A 21263-nucleotide genomic window follows, 5' to 3' on the forward strand; every position below is an offset into this window, starting at 1 on the left:
CCGCCAAACGCCCGCGGCAAGGGAGGCTCGTGGGCGCGGATAGGGGTAAAAGAGACAGGCCGGACACACTCCATGCCCGACCCCCCCGCCCCCCGCCCCAACCGCGGCGCGCGGTTCGCCGATATTGCCGAAGCGGCGGGCGTCAGTCCCGCCACCGTCGATCGCGTGCTGAACGAGCGCGGCAGCGTCTCCGCGGCCATGCGCGCACGCGTCGTGGCGGCGGCGCGGCAGCTTGGCGTGCCGCGCGTCCTGCCGGCCACGAGCCATGGCCTCGTGCATATCGACGTCCTGCTGCCGCAAAACGCCACGCCGTTCTTTCAGCGCGTGGCGCAAGGGCTCGAGCGCTCGATGCAAATGCTCGACCGGCGCATCGTCCTGCATCGCCAGATCCTCCCGGAAGCCGACGACGACGTGATCACGCGCGCCATCCTGCGCCCGAACTACAAGCGCGCCGGTTTGATCGTCACGACGCGCGACACGGCTGCCGTGCGCGAGGCGCTGCGCACGGTGATCGCGCGGGGCGAACCCGTGGTCACGATGGTGACCGATATTGCGGAGGTCGAACGAATTCATTACGCCGGCATCGACAACGTGAGCGCAGGCCGCACGGCGGGCTACTTGCTCGGACGCCTCGCGAAGGGGCCCGGCCGGATTCTGCTCGTGTGTTCGCGCAAGGACTATCGCGCGCACGTGGACCGCATCAGCGGCTGCCGGGCACAGTTGGCCGAGGCGTTTCCCGACCTGATCTGCGACGGCGAGGCGATGGAGCATTTCGACGATGCGGACCGCTGTCACCGCGCGGTCCTGAAGGAGCTCAAGCGCGGCGACGTGGCCGGCATTTACAACAGCGGCTATGCGTCGGCAGGCATCGAGGCGGCGTTACGCAAGGTGGGGGCAACCGGGCACGTGGTCTGGGCCGGGCACGAGATGCTCGACCTGCACCGCCAGTACATCGAGCAGGGCACGATGGACATTGCGATCGACCAGGACCCGGACGGACAGATCATCTCCGCCTTGCAGCACGTCCTGAACGCGTGCGGCGTGGTGGAAACCCCCGCGCCGCCGGGACCGGTGGAGTTCCGCATTTTCTGCTCGGCGAACGTGCGGCGCGACCCTTATCTGGTCGCAAGAAGCTAAGTCCTGCCAGGCAGGTTCACACCGCTGCTCGCTCGCCCGACGCCGGCGCCAGAGTGTCCAGTTCGCTCCACAGTTCGCGTATCCAGTCCCGCATCAGCAGCGATTCGGCCCAGCGGTCGGTGGTGTCGTTGCCGTCCCGGCCGACGATGGCGTACGGCTGCGGCCCGAGTTCGCAGGTGAAGGCGAGCGTGTCGTTCTCGCCCGCACGTCGGCGCCACGAGCGAAAGCCATAGCGCCACCAGTCGAGAAACAGATCCACCCACTTCCGGTGCGGCGCGAACGAGATTTCGATCTGCACCTGCTCGCGGCTCGCCACGCGGCCGTGAAAGGCCCAGGAATTGTCGAGAATCCGCTGGATCAGCGCATGATTCTCCTGCGAGACGGGCCACGCGAACTCGCGCCCGACGAGGTAATGCGAAAGATCTCCGAGCAGCGGGAGATCGGGACGCGCATCGAGCAGATCGAGTGTGAAGTAGAGGTCCGTGGTCAGGCGGTCGCGATGTGTCTCGATGTAGACGGGCATGTCCACCTGCTCCGCAAGACGCCGCCAGCCATCCACCAGGACCAGGGCTTCCTTGAGGGTGCGCGGACGCACGTCGGGTTGCAGATCGACATGGTGCAAACCAAACTCGGTCGCCAGTTCGAGCACGGGCTGCAGATCGTCGATGGTGGCGGGAAAGCATTGCCCTTCCGCCGCCAGCCCGTAGGCCTTGCGCAATTCGGCCAGCCGCTTCACGTCTTCGCGCTTCGTGCAGTGCGCGCTGACACCGTCAAAACCGGCTTCGGCAATCATCCGCACGTTTTCTTCGAGCGAGCGCTCGTAGCCATCGGTATGGCGGCGTTCCATTGCCCAGAGGGACTGGAACACCTGCAGTCGTTGCGCCATCATGTCTCCGTTGCGGCGGGGGTAGCGAGTCGCAGGGGTACTGCGTTTAGAGCAGGCTCTTGAGCTTGACTTCGGGATTGGCCAGTTGCTCGGGGTCGTGCGCGCCACCGCGCTCGACCAGCATTCGCGCGAGCCGCATTTCCTTCGCGAAACCGCTCGCCGGGCCGAAGCCGCTCGCGCCAACCAGCTTTCCTTCGACATCCAGATCGAAATAGATCTCCCCGTTGCCGTTTATCGCACGCACGATCGTGCGCTGCCCAAGCGCAGGCTCGCCTGCCACCTGCAGTTGATGGTCGTATTGGTCGGACCAGAACCAGGGCGTTTCGCGGTACGCCTCCTGCGCGCCCAGCATGTTGCGCGCCGCGACGCGCGCCTGGGTTTCCGCGTTGTGCCAGGTCTCCTGGCGAATGCGATGCGCGCCGAACCGGCTGGGAAACACGGCGACATCGCCCGCCGCGTAGATGCCGGGCGCCGAAGTCTGGAGCATTTCGTCAACGAGAATCCCGCGCTCGATAGCCAGTCCGGCCGCCCGCGCCAACTCGTCGGCCGGCTCGATGCCGATACCGACCACCACCGTATCCGCACGCAGCACCTGGCCGTCTTCCAGCACCACGGCAAGCCCTCCGTCATCGCGCGGCTCGAACGCACGCGGTGCGGAATTCAACAGGATCCGCACGCCGTTGCGCTCGTGCAGCGCATGAGCGCGCGCGGCGATCGCGGCCGGCACGGCACGTCCGAGCAGGCGCACGCCGCCCTCCACCACCGTCACCTCGCATCCGCGCGCGCGGGCCGAGGCCGCCACTTCGAGGCCGATGAAGCCGCCGCCCACCACGACAACGCATGCCCCCGGCGCGAGCCCCGGTCCGATCGCCGCAGCGTCGTCCAGCGTGCGCAGGCATTGCACGCGCGCGCCGGATGCGCCCGGCACCGAAAGGCGCCGCGCATGACCGCCAGTTGCCAGCAGCAGCGCCTCGTAGACGATCGTTGCGCCATCATCCAGATGCAGCGTGCGCGCGGCAGGGTCCAGCGAGCGCACCGTCGCAACCCGGTGCTCGATCTGGTCCTCGCGCCACGCTTGCGGTGCACGCAGGCCGCATTGGCCCGGTTCGCGTTCGCCCGTCAGCACGGCTTTCGAGAGCGGCGGCCGCTCGTACGGCAAATACGGCTCCGCGCCGATCAGCACGATGCGGCCGTCCCAGCCCGCCTCGCGCAGGGTTTGCGCAGCGCGGCCGCCCACGTGACCCGCACCCACGATAGCCATTACGCGTTCGCTGCCCATGGCGTCAGATCTCGATGAAGATGCGTCCGGCCTCTACCCTGGCCGGATAAATCTTGAGCTTTTCGCATACGGGCGCACAGAGCGCCCGTCCGTCGCGGATGTCGAAGCGGCCGTTGTGCTTCGGGCATTCGATCGTGTGGCCCATCACGAGGCCGTCGCACAGGTGTACGTGCTCGTGCGTGCAGAGCCCGTCGCTCGCGTAGACGTCGCCGTCCACGCGATAAAGGGCATAGGTCTGGCCGCCGTGATCGAAGCGCATGACGTCCTCGTCCTCGATCTCGTCCAGCGCGGCTGCGTCGATCCATTGCGTCATGTCGTGTCTCCTCGATTCGTTATCGATATGTTCAGGACTGCTTCGTCTCTCAGCTAATGCCCGGCACTGGCCGCGTGACGTGATATTCGGGGTTGCGCGTCTGCCGCACGAGCGCGGGGATGATCTCGGCGTAGGCGGCCAGGCTGCTCGAATAGGCAGGCGGCATGTCCGCCCTGACGAACTCGTGCAGCCGCGGCAGCGCATGGAACGGGATCATCGGGAACATGTGATGTTCGATGTGGTAGTTCATGTTCCAGTAGAGGAAGCGGAACACGGGATTCATCATGACCGTGCGACAGTTCTTGCGGTGGTCGAGGACGTTCTCCGGCAGCCCCGCGTGCTGCGTGAGGCCGAAATAGAGGTAGAGCCACGCGCCATAGAGACTGGGCAAGCCGATATACAGGAGCGGCAGCACCGAATGGAAGCCGATGCAGGCGGCCACCACGGCCGCATAAACGAGGAGCGTGAGGCGCGCTTCGCGCACGACCTTCGGCCACTCGGATTCGGGTATGAAGGTTTTCTCTTCCGCACCGACGTTGCCGAAGGCCGCGGAAACGATCTTCGGCACTTCGTTCGCGACATGCTTGATCGCGAAGACGTTGAGCAGGATGGCGAACCAATCCGTCGGGCGCGGCGCGCCGATCTCGGGATCGCGGCCGACCACCAGCGTATCGGTATGATGCCGCGCGTGACTCCAGCGCCAGACCGTGGGGCGCCGGAAGACCTGGAACGAGGCGAGCTGATAAACCACGTCGTTCATCCAGCGCGTCTTGAACGCCGTGCCGTGCCCGCACTCGTGCCAGCGCGAGTCGGCCGGGCTGCAATAGAGCGTGCCATACAGGAAGAAGGCGGGGATGGCCCACAGCGAATGCGCATGCCACGCGAATCCCGCGAGCACGCCGCTCGCCACGATCGCCGCGTACCAGATCAGCGTGTCGCGAATCGCGCGCGCGTCGTCGCGCTGCATCAAGGCCTTCATGGTGGCCCGCGGCACGGGGCACTTGTACCACTCGGCATTGACGAGGCCCGCGGCGCGCGCCGCCTCGCCCGCACCGCCTATCAGCCGGTAAGCCTGATGCCCCGCGAAGGCGGACGCCTCGCGCGAGCCTGTTTGCGTGTTCGACACCGCTGTCTCCTTGATCCGGTTCGCCGTGGGTTGCCCGGCCCGTCAGTTCATCTGCTCTCGAGATCAAAAATAAGCGCGGCGAACGGATCGCTCAACGGAAACGTTGACGAAATCTCGTCAAATTGGCTGGGGCGCGCAGTCTTCAGTGTTCCGGCGGCAGGTTCTCCCGAAGGTAGATCGAGATTGGAGTTTGTAGCGGCAGCCAGGAAGGCGTGCCCCGGTTGTAATGCCGGAGAAGGAGTACAAGAAGATGTGCGAAAACTCGCGCATCCTGCTCGCCTGCTACGGGGCCATCTTCGTCTGGGCGATCCTCGCACATAGCTGGCTGCCGGTGCTGTTTCTCTTTTTGGCGCGCGCTTACGGCACCTGGCTGCACGAACTCTGCGCCCTCACGCAACACAGGCCTCAAGGAGAACGTGCTCGACCATCGCGTCTCGAGCCGCACCGTGAAGCTAAATCCTGTCGTGCGTTTTCTTTACTGGAACATGAACTATCACGTCGAACGTCACATGTTCCCCAGTGTGCCATTCCACGCGCTGCCGAAATTTCATGAGACCGTGGCTGCGCAGATGCCCGTGCCTTACTCCGGCCTGTGGCCCGCGTGGCGGGAGATTCTCACGATCTTCGCAAAGCAGCAGCGCGATCCTGAATATGTGGTCGTGCGTGAGTTGCCGCCTGGGAAGCAGGGAAGCGTGGTTATATGAGCGGCAGGCTGGCGCATTGAAATTCGAATGAAAGGCCCCGCCGAAGCGGGGCCAAGTCCCAGGTTACCTGGATTCCCGTGGTGCGCGTCTTGCACTGAATCGCCGCCATCCAAAGGTGCCAACGGGTATAACAATGGCGGCGCAAATCAACCCTGTTGCAATAACCAGGACCAGGAGTCCGGGGTCATCCATTTGTAACACTCCGGGGTCATAGCCTGGTTTGAATTTACGCACCACCCATAGCGCAAAATCATTCGTTATCTGGTAAAAATTGATGGGAATTTCATACCAGATATGAGACAAAATAAAATGACCAATAAAGAAAACCATGGCAAGCCATAGACCAAGCGACCCAATGCACCAACCGACGAATGCTAATCGCTTCATCGCACATCAACCTGGCCGTACGCTTTCATGTCGCTACCCGGCACGGGCAGATCCGGGGCGTGCTGGCGGATATGATGTTGAAGCCGGTCGAACTCAGCCGGATTTTTAACCGTGATACAGCCATCGCTTTCATGGTGTGGCCCGTCTGGATGCAGCCGGAAATTCCCGCGCCTGATACCGTTGATCATCGTGCTATCTCCGGTGTAGGGGTTCCAAAGCATAAACCATAAACGCCGATCGGTCGTACCGACAAAGGGACCAAGCATATCGCGAAGCCAGCCCATACGCCCGCCTGATTGACGGTCAACGATATAGTACGTGCCGGGCGGGATAGCCCCGACACCAACGTCGGCGACATCAACTGGACTATCGCGGCCCCTGTCGTGTCCAGAATAGGCGTCTACTGCGCCGTAGCCAGAGCAAACGAGCGTAGACATTTCCCGATTATTGAGTGTGAAGGTACAAAAGACAGGCATAGTGTCGATCCCTTAGAAGTAGTTCCAGGAATCTTTGAATATCATGTTGCCCTCGGTGTAATTCCACGTAATTTCCTCATAGCGAAATTCCACCACTTCAAAGTGATTTCGATGCTGATTTGTGGCCTCCTTGATATTCAGAACTCGCGGAGAAATTCCAACGACCTTCACGTTTTTCATAAGAATGATAAAGTAAACCTCTTCTAGCCCCGCCTCGTTCGTCCGATAGAACCTCAACTCTCCAGACTGCAACGTTAGCCCGCATGCTACGGCTCGATAAAGAAGCGCGGACGAACGATCGATTTCCTTTTCGATGGTGAGTGGGCGATGCGTGCGCGTGCCCATCAACTTTCCAGTTTGACCGTCCGCAGGCATATTCAGGCCGTGCGACAGACTCAAAACTTCGATGCTGCCTTCGCGGCCCAAAACCTCGCTGGACCCAGGAATGTCCGCGCCGCCATCATCTTTCAACCATAGATGCAAAGGAACTGCCATTGCGAAGCCTCCGTTGATGGTTTGAACGTGTCTGCCGGTAACGCAACCGGTGACAATCCGGGCAAAGATTTCGCCCTGACAGGCAATATCAGCATGGGACGAAAGCAGGGACTATCAGACACGGATGAAAGGCGCGCGAACAACAACGGCTCTATTACATCCCAATGACACACAAGCATGCGACAAGCCGTAGAAACCCTCTACACCCGCGCGGGGTTGCACCCTCAAGTTCTCCGGTAGCCCTGCCGTTATGCCCTGTGCATGCAAGGGCGGGGCCAGGCAATGAAAGCACGCGGTGCACCAGATAACAGGAGCAAAGACGCGCATGGCCCGACGTTCAGGGACGTGAGCGCCGCGCTTTCCGGCAGGTTGCGCACGCGGCTCGTCACCGGGCTCGCCGTCGCCGCCATTCTGGCCGCCATCGGGCTCAATACGACGCTCGCGCTGCGTCAAACGCAGGAACAGAACCACACGCTCGGCCAGCAGCAATCCGTGGCGCTCCTCAAGCGCAATCTCGACGCGCTCCAGGACGCGCTGCTCGACGAACACGAACAGCTCTATACCGTGGTCGGCATGCGGCCTTTCTTCAGACGGCCGGCCTCTGCCTACATCTATCCGCTGCCGGCACTGCTCGATTACGCGAGCGCGGCGCAACAATCCTGCGGCAGCGAATCGCGCTGCATTGCCCTGCTCGACGAACTGAAGGACATGATCCGGCACCTCGGCAAGCTCAGTAACGAGTTGGCCATGCGCGCGCTGCTCAAGCCAGGCAGCGTGACGATCGGCGCGCCCAAGCTCGGGGAGCTCGACGCCCGCTTCTTCCAGACCATGCAGAAGATCGGCGAAGTGCGCATGGCCGAGGACGAACATCTCGACACCTCGGTCAGCAAGGCTTCGCACGACGCGGAAGTGGTCTCCGACCTGCTGCTCGGCTCGGGTCTCGCCGCGGCCCTCATGCTGCTCGCGCTCCTGTACCGCAACGGACGCATCACGAAGTCGCTGCGCGTGGCCTTGCGTACCGCCGACTCCAACCGCGAGAAGTACCAGCGCCTCTTCGTGCGTAACCCGCTGCCGATCTGGATCGTCGACGACGAATCGGGCCGCATCGTCGCCGTCAACGATATGGCCGTCGAGGCCATGGGATATCGCGCCGACGAAATGCTGCGCATGACGCTCGACGATATCCGCACCGGCGAGACCCCGTTGCACGGCGCCACGGTTCCGCAGGCCCGGGGGCTGCAGGACGGCATGGCCGGCATCTGGTCTCACCGCACGAAGCAGGGCGAAATGCTTTCGATGGCGGTCTTTCATCTGCACACGGAACTCGACGGCCGGCGTGCGACGCTATGCGTCATGGAGGACATGACGAAAGAGCTCGCCGCGCAGGCCGAGCTGTTCCGCTCGATGCAGATGCTCGAATATGTGCTCGACAATATTCCCACCGGCATTGCCTGGAAAGATTCTTCGCACCGCTACGCAGGCGGCAACGAGATCTATGCGAAAGACGCGGGACTGGTCTCGCGCAAGGCGCTCGTCGGGCTGACCGACGACCAGTTGCGCTGGGGCGACGATCCGGCCGCGGTGCGCGCGGAAGACATCCGGATCATGACCGGCGAACTCGTGAAGAAGCGCATCGAACGCGAGGCCATTGCCGTGGACGGCAGCACCGTCTGGATCGCCGAAACGAAGCTGCCGTTGATCGACCCGTCGGGCACCGGCGTGGGCGTGCTGACCGCCTACGAAAACATCACGGCGACGCGCGAGTCGCAGTTGGCGCTGCGTCTGCAGGGCCGCGCGCTCGACGCGAGTATCAGCGGGATCGTCATCGCCCAGGCAAAGGAGCACGCGCACCCCGTCAGGTACGTCAACCGCGCGTTCGAAAAGCTGACGGGCCTGCGATTCGAAGAGGTTGCGGGCAAGGACTTCGGCACGCTCTTCGCGGTGCGCGACACGCCCGATGGCGCGGGCCATGCAGCGGCAAATGCCGTAACAAGCGCGGTAACAAGCGCGATAACAAGCACAGCCGCCAGCGAAACGGCAAACGAGGCAGCAAGCGGCTGGGCCGAAGTCCACGCCGCGCTGCAGTCCGACGCCGACGCGAACCTCACGCTGCAATGCCGGCATCGCGATGGCGACGTCTACTGGATCAACATGCTGGTCGCGCCGGTGCCCGCGCCGAACGGCAAGGTCACGCATCACGTCGCCATCATGAGCGACGTGACCGCCGTGATCCGCTATCAGGCCGAACTCGAACGCCAGGCCCAGTACGATACGCTCACCGGCCTGCCGAACCGCAAGCAACTGGATGACAAGCTCGCCGCGGCGCTGCAGCGCGCGGCGCGCTCGGGCGACCCTGTCGCCGTCATCTTCCTGGACCTCGATCATTTCAAGGAAGTCAACGACTCGCTGGGTCATCGCATCGGCGACGCGCTGCTGGGCCAGATCGCAAGGCGTCTCGAACGCATGATCGGCGGCAGCGGCACGGTCGCGCGCTACGGCGGCGACGAATTCATGGTGGTGACCGAGGGCATTTCGCGCAGTGAGGTCGCCGCGTTACTGGACGAGCTGCTCGTCGTCATGACGGAGCCCGTGCGGATTTCCGCTCACGAGCTTTTCATCGAAGCGAGCATGGGCATCAGCGTCTTTCCCACCGACGGCGCCGACGCCGACACGCTGATCCGCAACGCCGACGCCGCCATGTATCTCGCGAAGCACAATGGACGAAACCAGTACCAGTTCTATCGTCCGGAACTAAGCGAGGCCGCGGCGTCGCGCCTGCGCGTTTCGACGCGATTGCGCCGCGCGTTCAAGAACAGCGAGCTCAACGTGATGTACCAGCCGCAGTTCGACATGGCAAGCGGCGGCATGGTCGGCGCCGAAGCGCTCCTGCGCTGGACCGACTCCGAACTCGGCGAGGTCTCGCCGGCGGTGTTCATTCCCCTCGCGGAGGACACCGGCCTCATCCGCGCGATTGGCGAATGGGTCCTGCGCGAAGCCTGCAACGAAGGGGCGCGGTGGAACGCCATGCCGGGTAGCCGCCTGCGCGTTTCGGTCAATGTCTCGCCGCTGCAGCTCGAACACTCCGACCTCGTCGATCAGGTGCGCCGCGCGCTCGGCGATTCGGGTCTCGTCCCCGAGCTGCTGGAGCTCGAAGTGACGGAGGGCGCACTGATACGCCATCCTGAACATGCGGCGAAGATTCTCGCCAGCCTGCGCGACCTGGGCGTGCGCATCGCCATCGACGACTTCGGCACCGGCTATTCGAGCCTGAGCTACCTGAAACGCTTCCGCGTGGACCGCCTCAAGATCGACCGTGCGTTCGTGAAGGAAATCGGTCAGGACCCGGAAATGGAAGCGATCACGCTTGCGGTCATCGCCGTGGCGAAGGCCTTCAATTTCGAGCTGATCGCCGAAGGCGTGGAGACCCGCCGCCATCGCGACTTCCTGCTGGAGAACGGCTGCACCCAGGCGCAGGGCTTTCTCTATAGCCGCGCGATCAGCGGCCACTCCATCGCCCGGTTCCTGAGCGCTGAACCGACGGCGGCTCAGCCGGGTCCCGCCGACTGACGCCGTTCACCGCCGCCCGCTCACGTTAAGGCATCCTAACCGTATTGCTCAGATAGACGAACGCGTGGTTCCGGGTAGCTCGTCCTGCGCGTGCTTGACCGGCAACGGTTCGATCCGGCCGACGATCACGAGATAGCTGAACGCGCCGAGCACGCAAAAACCGCCCGCAACCACGAGTGGAATCGTGAACGAGCCCTTCGTCAACGCCACCATCGCGCCGGTGAACGTCGTGATGACGATACCGGCGATGTTCGAGGCAAAGTTCTGGATCCCGCCTATCGAAGCGACGTGGCCCGGCGTCGGCGCGACGTCGGCCGGCAGCGCCCAGATGCTTGCGGCGGCGAACGCAAGGCTGCCGTACGAAATGCCGAAGCACGCGAGCATGAGCCAGGTGTCCGACGTGAAGGCCGAAAGCGTGATCGCCGACGAGGCCAGCATGCCGCCCACCATGCAGGTCTTGCGCGCCGCGGTGAGGCTCCAGCCGCGGCGCACGAGCGCGTCCGAGGCCCAGCCGCCCAGCCAGCCGCCCGGAATCGAGATCAGCGCCGGAATCATCCCGAGCGAACCGAGCGACTTCAGCGAGAAGCCGCGCGTCTGCACGAGATAGCTCGGGAACCAGGTGATGAAAAAGTAGATGACGAAGTTCAGGCAAAAGAAGCCGAGCATCATCCCCCACAGCGTGCGGTAGCGGAACAGCGACGCCCAGGTCACGCCGCCATTTTCGCGGGCATTGCGTTGCGGCGCGGGAGCCGCGTCGGGCTCGCCCGTCATGTCGCCGTGCGCGGGCGCGCGGTAGATCGCGAACCAGCCGATCACCCACACCACGCCCAACAGACCCGTGATGACGAACGCGGCCCGCCAGCCGAGCGTGCCGACGATCAGCGCGACGACGGGAATCGACAGCGCGGAGCCCACGCGCGAGCCGCTATCGAAGATGCTCGTTGCGATCGCGCGTTCCTCGCGGCGAAACCACTGGCTCACGAGCTTCGCGCACGACGGATAGGCGCCCGCCTCGCCCATGCCGAGCAGAAGCCGGCAGCCGAACATCCCCACCACGCTCGTCGCGAAGGCCGTCGTCGCCGTGAACACCGACCACCAGCCGACTGCCAGCGGCAGCGCAATGCGCGCGCCGACGCGATCCACGAACCAGCCGAACGGCATCTGCATGAGCGCATAAGTCCAGAAGAATCCGCTCAGCAAGAGGCCCATGTCGGCCGGGCCGATGCCGAGCGCCTTCTCGATCTGCGGCGCGGCAACGGCGAGGTTCGCCCGGTCGATGTAATTGACCGCGATGGCCAGAAAGCTCAGAAACACGACTACCCAACGCATCTTCCTCATGGAGCTGTCTCCTCTCAGGGGTATCGTTGCCGGGATGCTGTCCTTCAGGCGGGCGCACGCGCAGCGACCGCCGCACGCAAGCGCGGCTGCGCCAGCTCGAGACCTAGCTCGCGTGCCAGATCGATGACGGGCGCGAAACGCCGCGCCTTCTTTTCCTCGTGATTGCGGGCGATGTCGGCCAGCCGGTGATCGAGGAAGGGATTGCCGAAGCGCTCGCGCAGTTCGTCGAGATAGGCGCGCGCCGCGTCGCCCTTGCCTAGTGCGTCGAATACCGGCACCACTTCCTCGCGCCACAGCGCTTCGAGCTCGCCGCGCATCGCCGGGTCGCGCATCGCGTGCAGCGTGTTCTCGTCGGCCGCCCGCCCCTCCGCGAGCCAACGCTCGGCGAGATACGTGTGCCCCAGGTTCAGCAACAGCAGCTTGAGCCGTACATAGTGGTCGAGATCGTCGGTCACGACGATCGACTCGTGTTCGCACGGCAGCACCATGCCCGCTTGCCGCTCGATCGCCCAGAGCGCGTAGGGCTCCGCAATGGCTCCCACGGGCGCGATCGGCTCGGACACGATCCGGTCCACCAGCGAGTTCACCCACATGCAGCCGTGCTCGACATACTCGACGAAGCCCGGCGCGGCGTTCCACTCGCGCGCGAGCTGCGCGACGAGCGCGCGCAACGTGTCGCCATTGCGCGTCACGAGTTCGCAGGGATACAGCGTGAGCGGCTCGGCGCCGGCATCGTAGCGGGCCTTCAGCAACACCGCTAGTTTCGCGACGAAACCACGCGGCACGCGTGCGCCAGGCGCGAGCAGATCGGCGCTGTCTTCCGGATAGCGCGCATAGCCCGTGTCGCCTGTGTTCGAGATCACCACACGCGCATCGTGCGCGAAACGCTCGCGCACGGCGGACCAATCGAGGTTCGCGTCGAGCGCTTCGGCAATCGCATCGCACTCGCGGGTCTCGTCGATCGTCGTCTCGTGCCGCACGCCGCGAATCCGCACGGGGTAGCGGCCGCGTTCGCGCAACGCCTCGATGCGCGAGCGGCTCTCGGGATTCGAGGTGGTCTGCACGACCGTGATGCGCCCGAGCGCGCGCCCTTCGCGCAGCGCTTCGGACACGAACAGATCGGCATGCGCCTGGAGAAAGCGGCTCGTGCCGAACTGCAAAATCGGTTGTCCCATGCTGTATTCCCTTTCAGCAGGCGACGAGCGCCTTGATCACCCCGGCCTCGGGCGCGAGCAGCCCAGGGAACGTTTCGGGCAACGTATCGAGTTCGAGCCGGTGCGTGTTCAGCACGTCAGTGGGAATCTTGCCCGCACGCATGGCGTCGAGCACGGTCTCGAAATCGGCGGGCGTCGCGTTGCGGCTCGCGAGCAGCGTCGTCTCGCGCTTGTGGAACTCCGGATCGGAGAAGCCAATGCGCGCATTGACGATCGAGATCAGCACGTACTTGCCGCCATGCGCGACGAATTCGAGGCCGCGCTCCATCGCGCCCGCGTTGCCCGTGGCGTCGAACACGACGTCGAAGTATTCACCGTCCGTCCACTCGCCGAGCGCCCGTGCGTCGGCGCCTGCGCCCGACGTATCGAGCGTCACCGTGCTGTCGGCCCCTAGCGACGCCTTGCAGACCGCCAGCCGGTCCACGCGAGCGTCGAGCACTACGACGCGCGCGCCGCGCAGCCTGGCGAAGATCAGGGCCGCCATGCCGATCGGCCCCGCGCCGACCACGAGCACGCGCGCGCCGGCCTGCACGTCGGCCCGCGCCACCGCGTGCGCGCCGATGGCGAGAAATTCGATCATCGCGGCCTGGTCGAGCGACACGCCATGCGCCGGGAACACGAACTCGTGCGGAACCGCGAGGTATTCGGCCATGCCGCCGTCCGCGTGCACGCCCAGCACGCGAATGTTCGTGCAGCAGTTGGTCTTGCCCGCGCGGCACGCCACGCAGCGTCCGCACGAAAGGTAAGGCATCACGTAGACGGCATCGCCCGCCTTCACGCGCGCGCCGGGCGGCGCCGACTCGACGACGCCGGAGAGCTCGTGGCCCATCACGCGCGGATACGACAGATAGGGCTGGTTGCCCGTGAAGATGTGCAGGTCGGTGCCGCAGACGCCGATGCGCTTCACGCGGATCAGCACATCGCCGGGGGCGGCCTCGGGCTTGGGCCGTTCGACGACTTCGAGCCGGCCCGGTTGTTCGCAGATGACGGTTTTCATGGGAGGGTTGGGCTGCGTGCGAAGAAACGCGCGTCCTGGAACGCGACGCGCGCCGGCCACTCGCTCTAGAGTGGCCTGACCAGTTGCGAAAATACAAGCCATAATAGAATTGGTCAAGCCACCTTTACCCGGGGGTCCGGGCCGCGGCGCACGCGCACAGGCTGGGCCACGGCCGCTTCGATTTACAATCGCGGCTCCCCGCTTTCGGGCCGCGCAAGGCCCGCGGCATCACACAACGGCAGCACCCAACGACAGGAACCCTCGTGGTCGCCAAACCCGCCGAATCCCGCCGCCTCTACCTGCAGATCGCCGACAAGCTGCGCGCGCTGATCGCCGAGCCGGACTTCGCGAGCCACGGGCGTCTGCCTTCCGAGCGCGCGCTGGCCGAGCGGCTCGGCGTATCGCGGCCTTCGGTGCGCGAGGCGCTGGTGGTGCTGGAGCTGGAGGGGCGCGTGGAAATCCGCATGGGGTCCGGCGTTTACGTGTGCGCGGCGGCCCCGCATGCCGCGCCGGCCGAGGAAGAACTGGGCGACAGCCTCGTCGACGTCATGAACGCGCGCGCCGTGCTGGAAGGCGCGATTGCGGGAAGCGTCGCGGCGTTCTGCACGCCCAGGATTCTGAAAGCACTGCGCGCGATTTACAACGCGATGGAGCGCGAAGTCCACGCCGGGCACATTCCGGAAGCGGAAGACCGCGCGTTCCATGTCGCGATCGCGCAGATGACGGGCAACGAGATCCTCGTGCAAACCGTGGGAACGCTGTACGACAAGCGCCATACCCCGCTTTCCTCGAAGCTGCGCGACCACTTCGAGAGCGAGACGACGTGGCTCGCGGCGCTTGCCGAGCATCGCGACATCCTGGAAGCGCTCGAAGCGCGCGACGCGATCCAGGCGCAGGCCGCGATGCAGCGGCACTTGAAGATTTCGCTCGAACGCGTGATGGCGCGGCGCGGCTGAACCAGGAGCCAGATGAAAGCCTTAGCCACCTTATGCGCGATGAGCTGCATGCTGTTGGGATGCGGCAAGTCTTCCGCATGGCGTGCCGACCGCAAATAGACGACCCGCATGGCTCGCACCTCTCCCGGCGCCTCAACACCGCCACCGCGCACCGGCGGCCTCGCGAAGAAGGGAGTCTGGCTTCGGTCGGCGATCCTGTTCGTGTTCGGCGCCATCTTGTCCATAGCGGGCATGGTGGGGCTTTTCGACACGAGCAAAATGCTCCTGGCGCGCAACTGGCCCGTCGTCACCGCGCATCTCGACGCTTGCGACGCCACGCTGCGCAGCGGCCGCTACGATGATTACTGGGATTTTTCCGCCAGATGGCGCTTCGGACCCGGCGAGGCGCAGCATCTTGAAGAAAACTGGACACCCCCCGGCGCGCCCCGGTATCCGCACCATAACCCGCGCGAGATTGTCACTGCCGGGCAGATGGCCGAAATCAAGGCACGTTATTGCAACGCGCCGGAGACAACGCAATTGCGCGTCTCTCCAACGTTCTCCGGCCAGGCCGTCATGAATACGGACGTAACGGACGGCGCATGGAAAGGCAGCCTGGCCGGTACCCTCATCACCCTGCTGGGCGGCCCGATGCTGATCGCGGTCGCGATTTCGGGCTGGCGCAGCGCAACCGGGCCCAAACGCGCGAAGCGAAAGCGATAGAGCCGCACAAGCGCGCCGGACAAGCGCGCCGGTTCAGTTTTCCGGCTGCGGAAGATACTTCAGGGGATCGAGTTGCTGACCGTTGCGGCGGATCTCGAACTGCAGCATACCGTTGCCCGTCGCGTCCGCGCCCATTTCTGCAATGGGCTGCCCCTGCGCGACAACCTGGCGACTCTTGACCAGCAAACGCCCGTTGTGCGCGTAGGCGGTCACGAATCCGTCGCGGTGCTGGACGATGACAAGCGGCCCATAAGCTTCGACCGCGTTGCCTGCATAGACCACGAAACCGCTCGCCACGGCCTTCACGGGCTCGCCCGCGTTTCCGGCAATGAGCATCCCGCGCGTTTTCCCCTCGACGAACGCTTGAGCGACGTGGCCCTGTACCGGCCATACGAAGCGCGCGGCTCCATTTTCCGCCGGCGCGGCCGGACCTGGCGTCGCGGGCCGTTCGCGGGATGACGCGCTTTCTTCGCCGGTTGTTTGCCGTTCGCGGGACACCGCGCTGTCCGCATCGCCGTTCGGCCATTTCGTCCATTTCGGCGCCCGGCCGAGCACCTTGTCGACCGACTCGTCCACGATCCTGATTTCCGCCCGGCGATTCTGCGCGCGCCCTTCTTCGGTGTCGTTATCCGCGATCGGATGATCGGAGGCGTAGCCGCGAATCGTAATGCGGGAGGCGGCAATGCCATCGCGCTCCAGTGCCGCTGCGACGACCTGGGCACGGGCGTCGGACAGAGCCAGATTGGCGTCGCGTGATCCGACGTTGTCGGTGTGGCCTTCGACCACGACCCGCTTGTCGCTGCGTGCCACCATCGCGGCCGAACGAGCGATGGCGGCGCGGGTATCGGCGCGCAGATCCGAGCTGCCAAAGTCGAACAGGACATTTTCCGGCAGGCGGATCGCCACATCGTTCTGCGCCTGCGTTACATCGACATCGGCTGCCCAGTTCAAAGCCTCCTCGCGGCTACGGTCGATCCCCGCACAGGCGGCGAGGTGAATCAGTACGGCGATGGAGAGAGCTAGCCTTGCGAAACCTTTCATGGCGTCCTGTTTCCCGGCACTCCGGGCAAGATGGCTTCAAACACAACGGGCGTGCCAGCCGCGAATCGTAGCTGGCACGCCCGTCGACACAGAGTACGGCGTAATCAGAGAGGCGCCGCGCGGCGCCCCGCCGACCCGATTCCGGATTTAGAAGCGATGACGCATCCCGGCGGCTACACCCACCTGATTGGGCGTCGACGACGCCGGCAACAAATCGGCGATGGACGTCGAGTTGCTCAGCACATAGCCTTGGCCGTCGTTGTAGATGTCGCCTGCGGCATGCTGGTACACGCCAGCAAAATACAGATCGGTGCGCTTGCTGAGCGAATAGTCCACGCCCAGCGTTGCCGAATGCCATTTCGGACTGCTCGATTCCGTGCCCGAACCCGATGTCTTACCCCAGGTGTACGTGTACTCGCCCACCAGCGCGAGCGCCGGCGTAAGCCCGTAGGTGCCGTTCAGCTCGATGTTGTCGAAGCGCGCGTCGAGGGGAAGGTCCGCACCCGCGAGATTCGTATTCTGAAGCTGGGTCTGCGTCCAGAGCACGCCGACCGTGCCCGGGCCGAATGCATAGTTCGCGCCCACGCCGTACGTGCGCTGCAGGCTCGCGCCTTGCGGAACCACGACCGCGCCACCCGTATTGGCGACGCCATTGGGGTCGTCGTTCGACTGATCGTAAGCCGCGGCAATCGTCAGCGGACCGTTCGAATAGCCGGCGCCGACACTCCATGCGCGGCCGTTGGCGAAACCGCCGGCCTGATTGCTGAAACCGTACAGCGCGCCGAAGTGGAAGCCCGAATAATTGATGCTCTCGTACTTGACCGCATTGGCAATAGAGTACTGGGCGCCGATGTTGTCGTTGTTCAGCGGATGCGCCGCGACGTTGACACCGCCGGCCTGGCCGGCCAGCGACAGCGGCGACAGGTAATCGACCACGGAATCGTACTGACGGCCCAGCGTGAGCGTGCCGTAGTCCTTGCTCTGGAGGCCGACGTAGGCCTGACGGTTAAACAGCGCATTGCCGGCGAGACCGCCATTCGTCAGGTCGAAACCGCTCTCGAGCCGGAAGATCGCCTTGGTCCCGCCGCCCAGGTCTTCAGCACCGCGCAGACCGAAATACGTGTTCGACAGCGTGCTGCTGTTTTCCGCCCAATTGCTGTGGCCCTGCCAGTTATTGACATACAGCAGGCCCGCATCGATCGAACCATAGAGCGTGACGCTGCTTTGCGCGTGCGCTGCGATGCTGAATGCGCCAAGTACACCGAAAGCAACCAGTGTTTTTTGAAGCTTGAGTTTCATCATGTTCGTTCCCGTTTCCCGGCCGACATCCGTCTGCGGTTTGCAGATCGACGGGGCAACGTTGCCCCAGCCGGACGGGCGAAAATATAATCGGCACCGAGGGAACGAATGGTTGTGCGCGTACAACGCGGAAGGTGTATTCCGACAGCTATTGCGCACGCGCAAAGTTTGCGCACAGAACGGCTACGGATATCCGGCGCACCGTGCCAGGACGGACCTGGACGTATCGTTAGTTGGCCGGAGCCTCGATCTCGAGATCGAGCACGATCGAGCTGACCGACTTTCCATGCGCATCGAGGGCGAGCGAGCGCGTCACGCCGCCGCCCAGCGCCTGGCCGAGCACGAAATTGAACGCCGCGAGTCGCGGCAGTTCATAACGCACCACCTCGCCATGCACGAAATCGGCAAGCCACGCCTTGACGCGCTCCGCACCCAGCGCTTCACGCAAATGTTCGTAGTGCTTCGGATCGCGGCAGATCACCGAAACGTTCAGCGTATTGCCCTTGTCGCCCGTGCGCGAATGCGCGAGTTCGCGTAGTTTCATCTCATGCCTCCACGAAGGCGAATCCGGGCGTGACGAAGCCGCGCGGCAACAGCACCGACTGCACGGCCAGCACCTCGCGCACCGACTTCGTCACGCCGCCGCCGCCCGCGGGCCCGTTCGTATAGAGCGTTTCGACCTCGTTGCCGATGCGCAGCGCCTCGCTAGCATCGGCTGTGCGGCCGGCTACGCGCACGCGCACTTCGGCCGGCTCGTTGCGCTGCGCGGCGCCCGTTTCCCCATACAGCGAATTCAGCCCGATCAGATCGAAGCGCAATTCGTCCGTAGCGACGCCCGTCGCCGCCAGGCGCTCGCGCACGATATCGAGCGCGAGCTGCGCCCGTGCAACGGCGCCCGGTCCGCCATACGAAATCTGCCCTTCGCCGATGAAACCGTCGACATAGGCCACCGAGACCTTCAGCGTGGCCGTCCTTGCGCTTCCGCGCCCACCGCTAATGCGCACGCGGTCGGTCGCTTCCTCGACAATCTCCACTTCCGTGAAATCGGCGACGACATCCGGCTGCAAGTAGCGGGCTGGATCGTGAATCTCGTAGATGAGCTGTTCCTTGCAGGTCGCCGCGCTAACGCGCCCGCCCGCCTGCGGCAGCTTCGTGATCGTGACCGAACCGTCGGCCGCGACCTCGCCGACCGGAAAGCCGAGGCGCGCGAGATCGGGCACGTCCTTGTAGCCCGGGTCGGCAAAATAGCCGCCCGTGACCTGCCCCGCGCATTCGAGCAGGTGGCCGACCACGGTCGCCTGGCCGAGCGTGGCCCAGTCGTCGAAGCGCCAGCCGAACTCGTGAATCAACGGTGCCGTGAACAGCGACGGGTCCGCCACGCGGCCCGTCAACACGATATCGGCACCGGCGGCGAGCGCCTCGACAATCGGCGCCGCGCCCAGATAGGCATTCGCCGAAACGATACGCTCGCGGTAACGCGCGACATCGTCGCCCGACTCCTCGAAGCGAAACGGCTCGCGCAGCACGACGTCGAGCACGTCGTCGCCGCTCACCGCTGCGATTTTCAGTCCGCCCAGGCCGAGCTCGCGCGCGATCTGCGCTGTCCTGCGCGCGGCCGCCTGCGGATTGGCGGCCCCCATGTTCGAGACGATGCGCACGCCGTTGCGCGCGGCGCCGGGCAGCACGGCGCGCATGCGTGCTTCGAGCAGCGGATCGTAGCCGAGCTGCGGATCCTTGCGCCGCGCCTGCTGCGCGATGGCGATGGTCCGCTCCGCGAGACATTCGAACACCAGATAATCGAGCTTGCCGTGTTCCACCAGCTCGACGGCCGGTTCGATCCGGTCTCCCGAATAACCCGCGCCGGCGCCTATCCTGACGCGCCGCGCCGCGCCGGGTCCGCTCGGGTTGCCTGTCCCTTGGGTCGCTGTCATTTCAACACCACCATCCGATAGAACCTGATCAGAAAATGCCCAGCACGACGCAGGCGATCGTCATCACGATCGACGCGCCGAACAGCAACGGAAACGTAAACTTCTGGTGCTCGGCCAGTTCGATACCGCACAGGCCGACGACGAGGAACGTGGCGGGCGTGAGCGGGCTCACGGGAAAGCCCGTCGTCATCTGGCCCAGCAGCGCCGCCTGGCCCACGTGCGCCGCGGGCACGCCGAATTGCCCGGCCACCTCGGCAATCACCGGTAGCACACCGAAGTAAAACGAGTCCGGGTCGAACAACATGCTGAGCGGCATGGCCAGCAGCCCGAGCACGACGGGAATGTGACTCGCGAGCGACGGCGGCACGAAGCCCACCGCCGCCTGCGCCATCGCCTTGAGCATGCCGCTGCCCTGCATGACGCCGGTGAACACGCCCGCCGCCAGCAGAATGCCCGCCATCATCAGCGCGGCGCGCGCGTGGGCGTCGATACGTTTGCGCTGCATGTCGACATTCGGATAGTTCACCATCAGCACAATGCACAGCCCCACCATGAACACGAGCGCGGGCGGAATCTTCTCGCCCATCACCACCATCAGGCCGAGCACGATCACCGTGAGCACGATGTTGAACCAGAAGTTGCGCGGGCGCCGCAGCGCCGCTTCCTCGGGGGTCAGCTCGCGCTTCGGCAAGGCGATTTCGCCGCCCGCCGCCGCCACGCCAAGGCGCTTCTCCTCGCGGCGCCCGAGCCACCAGGCCGCGCCGAACACGAACACGAGACCGATTGCCTGCACCGGAATCAGCGGATTGAACAGCGCCGAAACAGGCAGATGCAGCGAAGCGGACGCGCGGATCATCGGCCCCGTCCACGGCAGGAAGTTGATGCCCGCCGCCATCGAAGCCGCCGCCGCCAGCACGCGCCGGTCCATTTGCAGCCGGTCGTAGAGCGGCAGCATGGCCGGAATCGTCACGAGGAAGCACACCGCGCCCGAGCCGTCCAGGTGGATCAGGAGCGCGAGCAGCGTCGTGCCCATGACGATGCGCGTGGGACGCGTGCCCACGGCCCGCAGGATGCGGTCGATGATCGGGTCGAGCGTGCCGGCGTCCGTGATGGTGCCGAAGTACAGGATCGCGAATACGAACATGCCGACCACGGGCGCGAGGCTCTTCAGCCCGTCGATCACGAACTTGCTCGTATGGAATCCGAAACCACCGATCAACGAGGCCGCGATGGGCACGACGATGAGCGCGACGAGCGGCGACATGCGCCGTGAAAGGATGGCGCCGAGCAGGACGGCAATCGTGAGAAGCCCCAGCACAGGCAGCATGGTCGTGTCTCCAGTCTTGTCTTTTGATGAGAGGGAGGGTAAGTTCGACGCTGCAATAACGCAATTGAAATGATTTGATTGCAGCAAT

The 21263-nt window shown here is 64.7% G+C and carries 20 protein-coding genes; 5 read left to right on the forward strand and 15 right to left on the reverse strand.

Features of this window, described 5'->3' with window-relative positions; genetic code table 11:
• Positions 1–72 precede the first annotated feature (72 nt).
• A complete protein-coding gene (locus tag V8683_RS28425) occupies positions 73–1137 on the forward strand; it encodes a LacI family DNA-binding transcriptional regulator (protein ID WP_462880710.1) in 1065 nt (354 codons plus the stop codon).
• Between the two features lie 16 nt (positions 1138–1153).
• On the opposite strand, the gene V8683_RS28430 is transcribed toward V8683_RS28425, so the two are convergent.
• Genes V8683_RS28430 through V8683_RS28445 form a run of 4 tightly spaced genes read right to left on the reverse strand, consistent with a single transcriptional unit; the run spans position 1154 to position 4741 of the window.
• On the reverse strand, positions 1154–2026 hold the full coding sequence (locus tag V8683_RS28430) for a sugar phosphate isomerase/epimerase family protein (protein ID WP_411192304.1): 873 nt from the start codon (positions 2024–2026) through the stop codon (positions 1154–1156).
• Positions 2027–2069: 43 nt separating this feature from the next.
• Entirely contained in the window at positions 2070–3302 is a 1233-nt protein-coding gene (locus V8683_RS28435; protein ID WP_411192303.1) for an NAD(P)/FAD-dependent oxidoreductase, read from the reverse strand.
• Between the two features lie 4 nt (positions 3303–3306).
• Positions 3307–3615, reverse strand: a complete 309-nt coding sequence (locus V8683_RS28440; RefSeq protein WP_411192302.1) for a non-heme iron oxygenase ferredoxin subunit — start codon at positions 3613–3615, stop codon at positions 3307–3309.
• A 49-nt stretch (positions 3616–3664) separates the two neighbouring features.
• A complete protein-coding gene (locus tag V8683_RS28445; RefSeq protein ID WP_411192301.1) occupies positions 3665–4741 on the reverse strand; it encodes a fatty acid desaturase family protein in 1077 nt (358 codons plus the stop codon).
• Between the two features lie 416 nt (positions 4742–5157).
• Here V8683_RS28445 and V8683_RS28450 point away from each other — a divergent pair, with 416 nt between their 5' ends.
• Positions 5158–5445, forward strand: coding sequence for a fatty acid desaturase (locus V8683_RS28450; protein WP_411192300.1), 288 nt, complete (start codon positions 5158–5160; stop codon positions 5443–5445).
• Positions 5446–5508: 63 nt separating this feature from the next.
• On the opposite strand, the gene V8683_RS28455 is transcribed toward V8683_RS28450, so the two are convergent.
• Genes V8683_RS28455 through tssD form a run of 3 tightly spaced genes read right to left on the reverse strand, consistent with a single transcriptional unit; the run spans position 5509 to position 6803 of the window.
• On the reverse strand, positions 5509–5832 hold the full coding sequence (locus V8683_RS28455; protein WP_411192299.1) for a hypothetical protein: 324 nt from the start codon (positions 5830–5832) through the stop codon (positions 5509–5511).
• The gene (locus tag V8683_RS28460) at positions 5829–6308 is read right to left on the reverse strand and encodes a DUF2778 domain-containing protein (RefSeq protein ID WP_462849377.1); all 480 of its coding nucleotides are present in this window, start codon (positions 6306–6308) and stop codon (positions 5829–5831) included. The genes V8683_RS28455 and V8683_RS28460 overlap by 4 nt, the downstream gene beginning before the upstream one ends.
• 12 nt (positions 6309–6320) lie before the next feature.
• Positions 6321–6803 carry a type VI secretion system tube protein TssD gene (tssD, locus tag V8683_RS28465; protein ID WP_411192297.1) on the reverse strand — a complete coding sequence of 161 codons (483 nt, stop codon included), beginning with the start codon at positions 6801–6803 and terminating at the stop codon, positions 6321–6323.
• A gap of 345 nt (positions 6804–7148) precedes the next feature.
• Here tssD and V8683_RS28470 point away from each other — a divergent pair, with 345 nt between their 5' ends.
• Positions 7149–10370, forward strand: a complete 3222-nt coding sequence (locus tag V8683_RS28470; protein WP_462849380.1) for a sensor domain-containing protein — start codon at positions 7149–7151, stop codon at positions 10368–10370.
• Between the two features lie 48 nt (positions 10371–10418).
• Here V8683_RS28470 and V8683_RS28475 read toward each other — a convergent pair whose 3' ends face one another.
• From V8683_RS28475 to V8683_RS28485, 3 genes are read right to left on the reverse strand one after another with little or no spacing between them, the layout of a single operon-like run.
• Positions 10419–11708 (reverse strand): MFS transporter, encoded by a 1290-nt coding sequence (locus tag V8683_RS28475; protein ID WP_411192295.1) that lies wholly within the window; start codon positions 11706–11708, stop codon positions 10419–10421.
• 44 nt (positions 11709–11752) lie between these two features.
• Positions 11753–12883, reverse strand: a complete 1131-nt coding sequence (locus V8683_RS28480) for a mannitol dehydrogenase family protein (protein ID WP_411192294.1) — start codon at positions 12881–12883, stop codon at positions 11753–11755.
• Between the two features lie 13 nt (positions 12884–12896).
• On the reverse strand, positions 12897–13919 hold the full coding sequence (locus V8683_RS28485; protein ID WP_411192293.1) for a zinc-binding alcohol dehydrogenase family protein: 1023 nt from the start codon (positions 13917–13919) through the stop codon (positions 12897–12899).
• A 263-nt stretch (positions 13920–14182) separates the two neighbouring features.
• On the opposite strand from V8683_RS28485, the gene V8683_RS28490 reads away from it, so the two are divergent.
• Positions 14183–14875 carry a FadR/GntR family transcriptional regulator gene (locus V8683_RS28490; RefSeq protein WP_411192292.1) on the forward strand — a complete coding sequence of 231 codons (693 nt, stop codon included), beginning with the start codon at positions 14183–14185 and terminating at the stop codon, positions 14873–14875.
• Between the two features lie 108 nt (positions 14876–14983).
• Entirely contained in the window at positions 14984–15577 is a 594-nt protein-coding gene (locus tag V8683_RS28495; RefSeq protein ID WP_411192291.1) for a hypothetical protein, read from the forward strand.
• Positions 15578–15610: 33 nt separating this feature from the next.
• On the opposite strand, the gene V8683_RS28500 is transcribed toward V8683_RS28495, so the two are convergent.
• The 5 genes from V8683_RS28500 to V8683_RS28520 all read right to left on the reverse strand — a co-directional run bounded on the left by V8683_RS28500 (position 15611) and on the right by V8683_RS28520 (position 21175).
• Positions 15611–16618 (reverse strand): peptidoglycan DD-metalloendopeptidase family protein, encoded by a 1008-nt coding sequence (locus V8683_RS28500; protein ID WP_411192290.1) that lies wholly within the window; start codon positions 16616–16618, stop codon positions 15611–15613.
• A gap of 147 nt (positions 16619–16765) precedes the next feature.
• On the reverse strand, positions 16766–17920 hold the full coding sequence (locus V8683_RS28505) for a porin (RefSeq protein WP_411192289.1): 1155 nt from the start codon (positions 17918–17920) through the stop codon (positions 16766–16768).
• Positions 17921–18146: 226 nt separating this feature from the next.
• On the reverse strand, positions 18147–18461 hold the full coding sequence (locus V8683_RS28510; RefSeq protein ID WP_411192288.1) for an AtuA-related protein: 315 nt from the start codon (positions 18459–18461) through the stop codon (positions 18147–18149).
• Between the two features lies 1 nt (position 18462).
• Positions 18463–19848: an acyclic terpene utilization AtuA family protein gene (locus V8683_RS28515; RefSeq protein WP_411192287.1), complete on the reverse strand. Its 1386-nt coding sequence runs from the start codon at positions 19846–19848 to the stop codon at positions 18463–18465.
• 28 nt (positions 19849–19876) lie between these two features.
• A complete protein-coding gene (locus tag V8683_RS28520; protein ID WP_411192286.1) occupies positions 19877–21175 on the reverse strand; it encodes a CitMHS family transporter in 1299 nt (432 codons plus the stop codon).
• Positions 21176–21263: the final 88 nt, after the last annotated feature.

The sequence above is a fragment of the Paraburkholderia sp. AV2 genome (assembly GCF_054968425.1).

Bases quoted from the DNA above. Each gene is read 5' to 3' on its own strand.
- V8683_RS28425 (WP_462880710.1), top strand. From the start codon at position 73: ATGCCCGACCCCCCCGCCCCCCGCCCCAACCGCGGCGCGCGGTTCGCC.
- V8683_RS28430 (WP_411192304.1), bottom strand. From the start codon at position 2,026: ATGATGGCGCAACGACTGCAGGTGTTCCAGTCCCTCTGGGCAATGGAA.
- V8683_RS28435 (WP_411192303.1), bottom strand. From the start codon at position 3,302: ATGGGCAGCGAACGCGTAATGGCTATCGTGGGTGCGGGTCACGTGGGC.
- V8683_RS28440 (WP_411192302.1), bottom strand. From the start codon at position 3,615: ATGACGCAATGGATCGACGCAGCCGCGCTGGACGAGATCGAGGACGAG.
- V8683_RS28455 (WP_411192299.1), bottom strand. From the start codon at position 5,832: ATGAAGCGATTAGCATTCGTCGGTTGGTGCATTGGGTCGCTTGGTCTA.
- V8683_RS28460 (WP_462849377.1), bottom strand. From the start codon at position 6,308: ATGCCTGTCTTTTGTACCTTCACACTCAATAATCGGGAAATGTCTACG.
- tssD (WP_411192297.1), bottom strand. From the start codon at position 6,803: ATGGCAGTTCCTTTGCATCTATGGTTGAAAGATGATGGCGGCGCGGAC.
- V8683_RS28475 (WP_411192295.1), bottom strand. From the start codon at position 11,708: ATGAGGAAGATGCGTTGGGTAGTCGTGTTTCTGAGCTTTCTGGCCATC.
- V8683_RS28480 (WP_411192294.1), bottom strand. From the start codon at position 12,883: ATGGGACAACCGATTTTGCAGTTCGGCACGAGCCGCTTTCTCCAGGCG.
- V8683_RS28485 (WP_411192293.1), bottom strand. From the start codon at position 13,919: ATGAAAACCGTCATCTGCGAACAACCGGGCCGGCTCGAAGTCGTCGAA.
- V8683_RS28495 (WP_411192291.1), top strand. From the start codon at position 14,984: ATGGCTCGCACCTCTCCCGGCGCCTCAACACCGCCACCGCGCACCGGC.
- V8683_RS28500 (WP_411192290.1), bottom strand. From the start codon at position 16,618: ATGAAAGGTTTCGCAAGGCTAGCTCTCTCCATCGCCGTACTGATTCAC.
- V8683_RS28505 (WP_411192289.1), bottom strand. From the start codon at position 17,920: ATGATGAAACTCAAGCTTCAAAAAACACTGGTTGCTTTCGGTGTACTT.
- V8683_RS28510 (WP_411192288.1), bottom strand. From the start codon at position 18,461: ATGAAACTACGCGAACTCGCGCATTCGCGCACGGGCGACAAGGGCAAT.
- V8683_RS28515 (WP_411192287.1), bottom strand. From the start codon at position 19,848: ATGACAGCGACCCAAGGGACAGGCAACCCGAGCGGACCCGGCGCGGCG.
- V8683_RS28520 (WP_411192286.1), bottom strand. From the start codon at position 21,175: ATGCTGCCTGTGCTGGGGCTTCTCACGATTGCCGTCCTGCTCGGCGCC.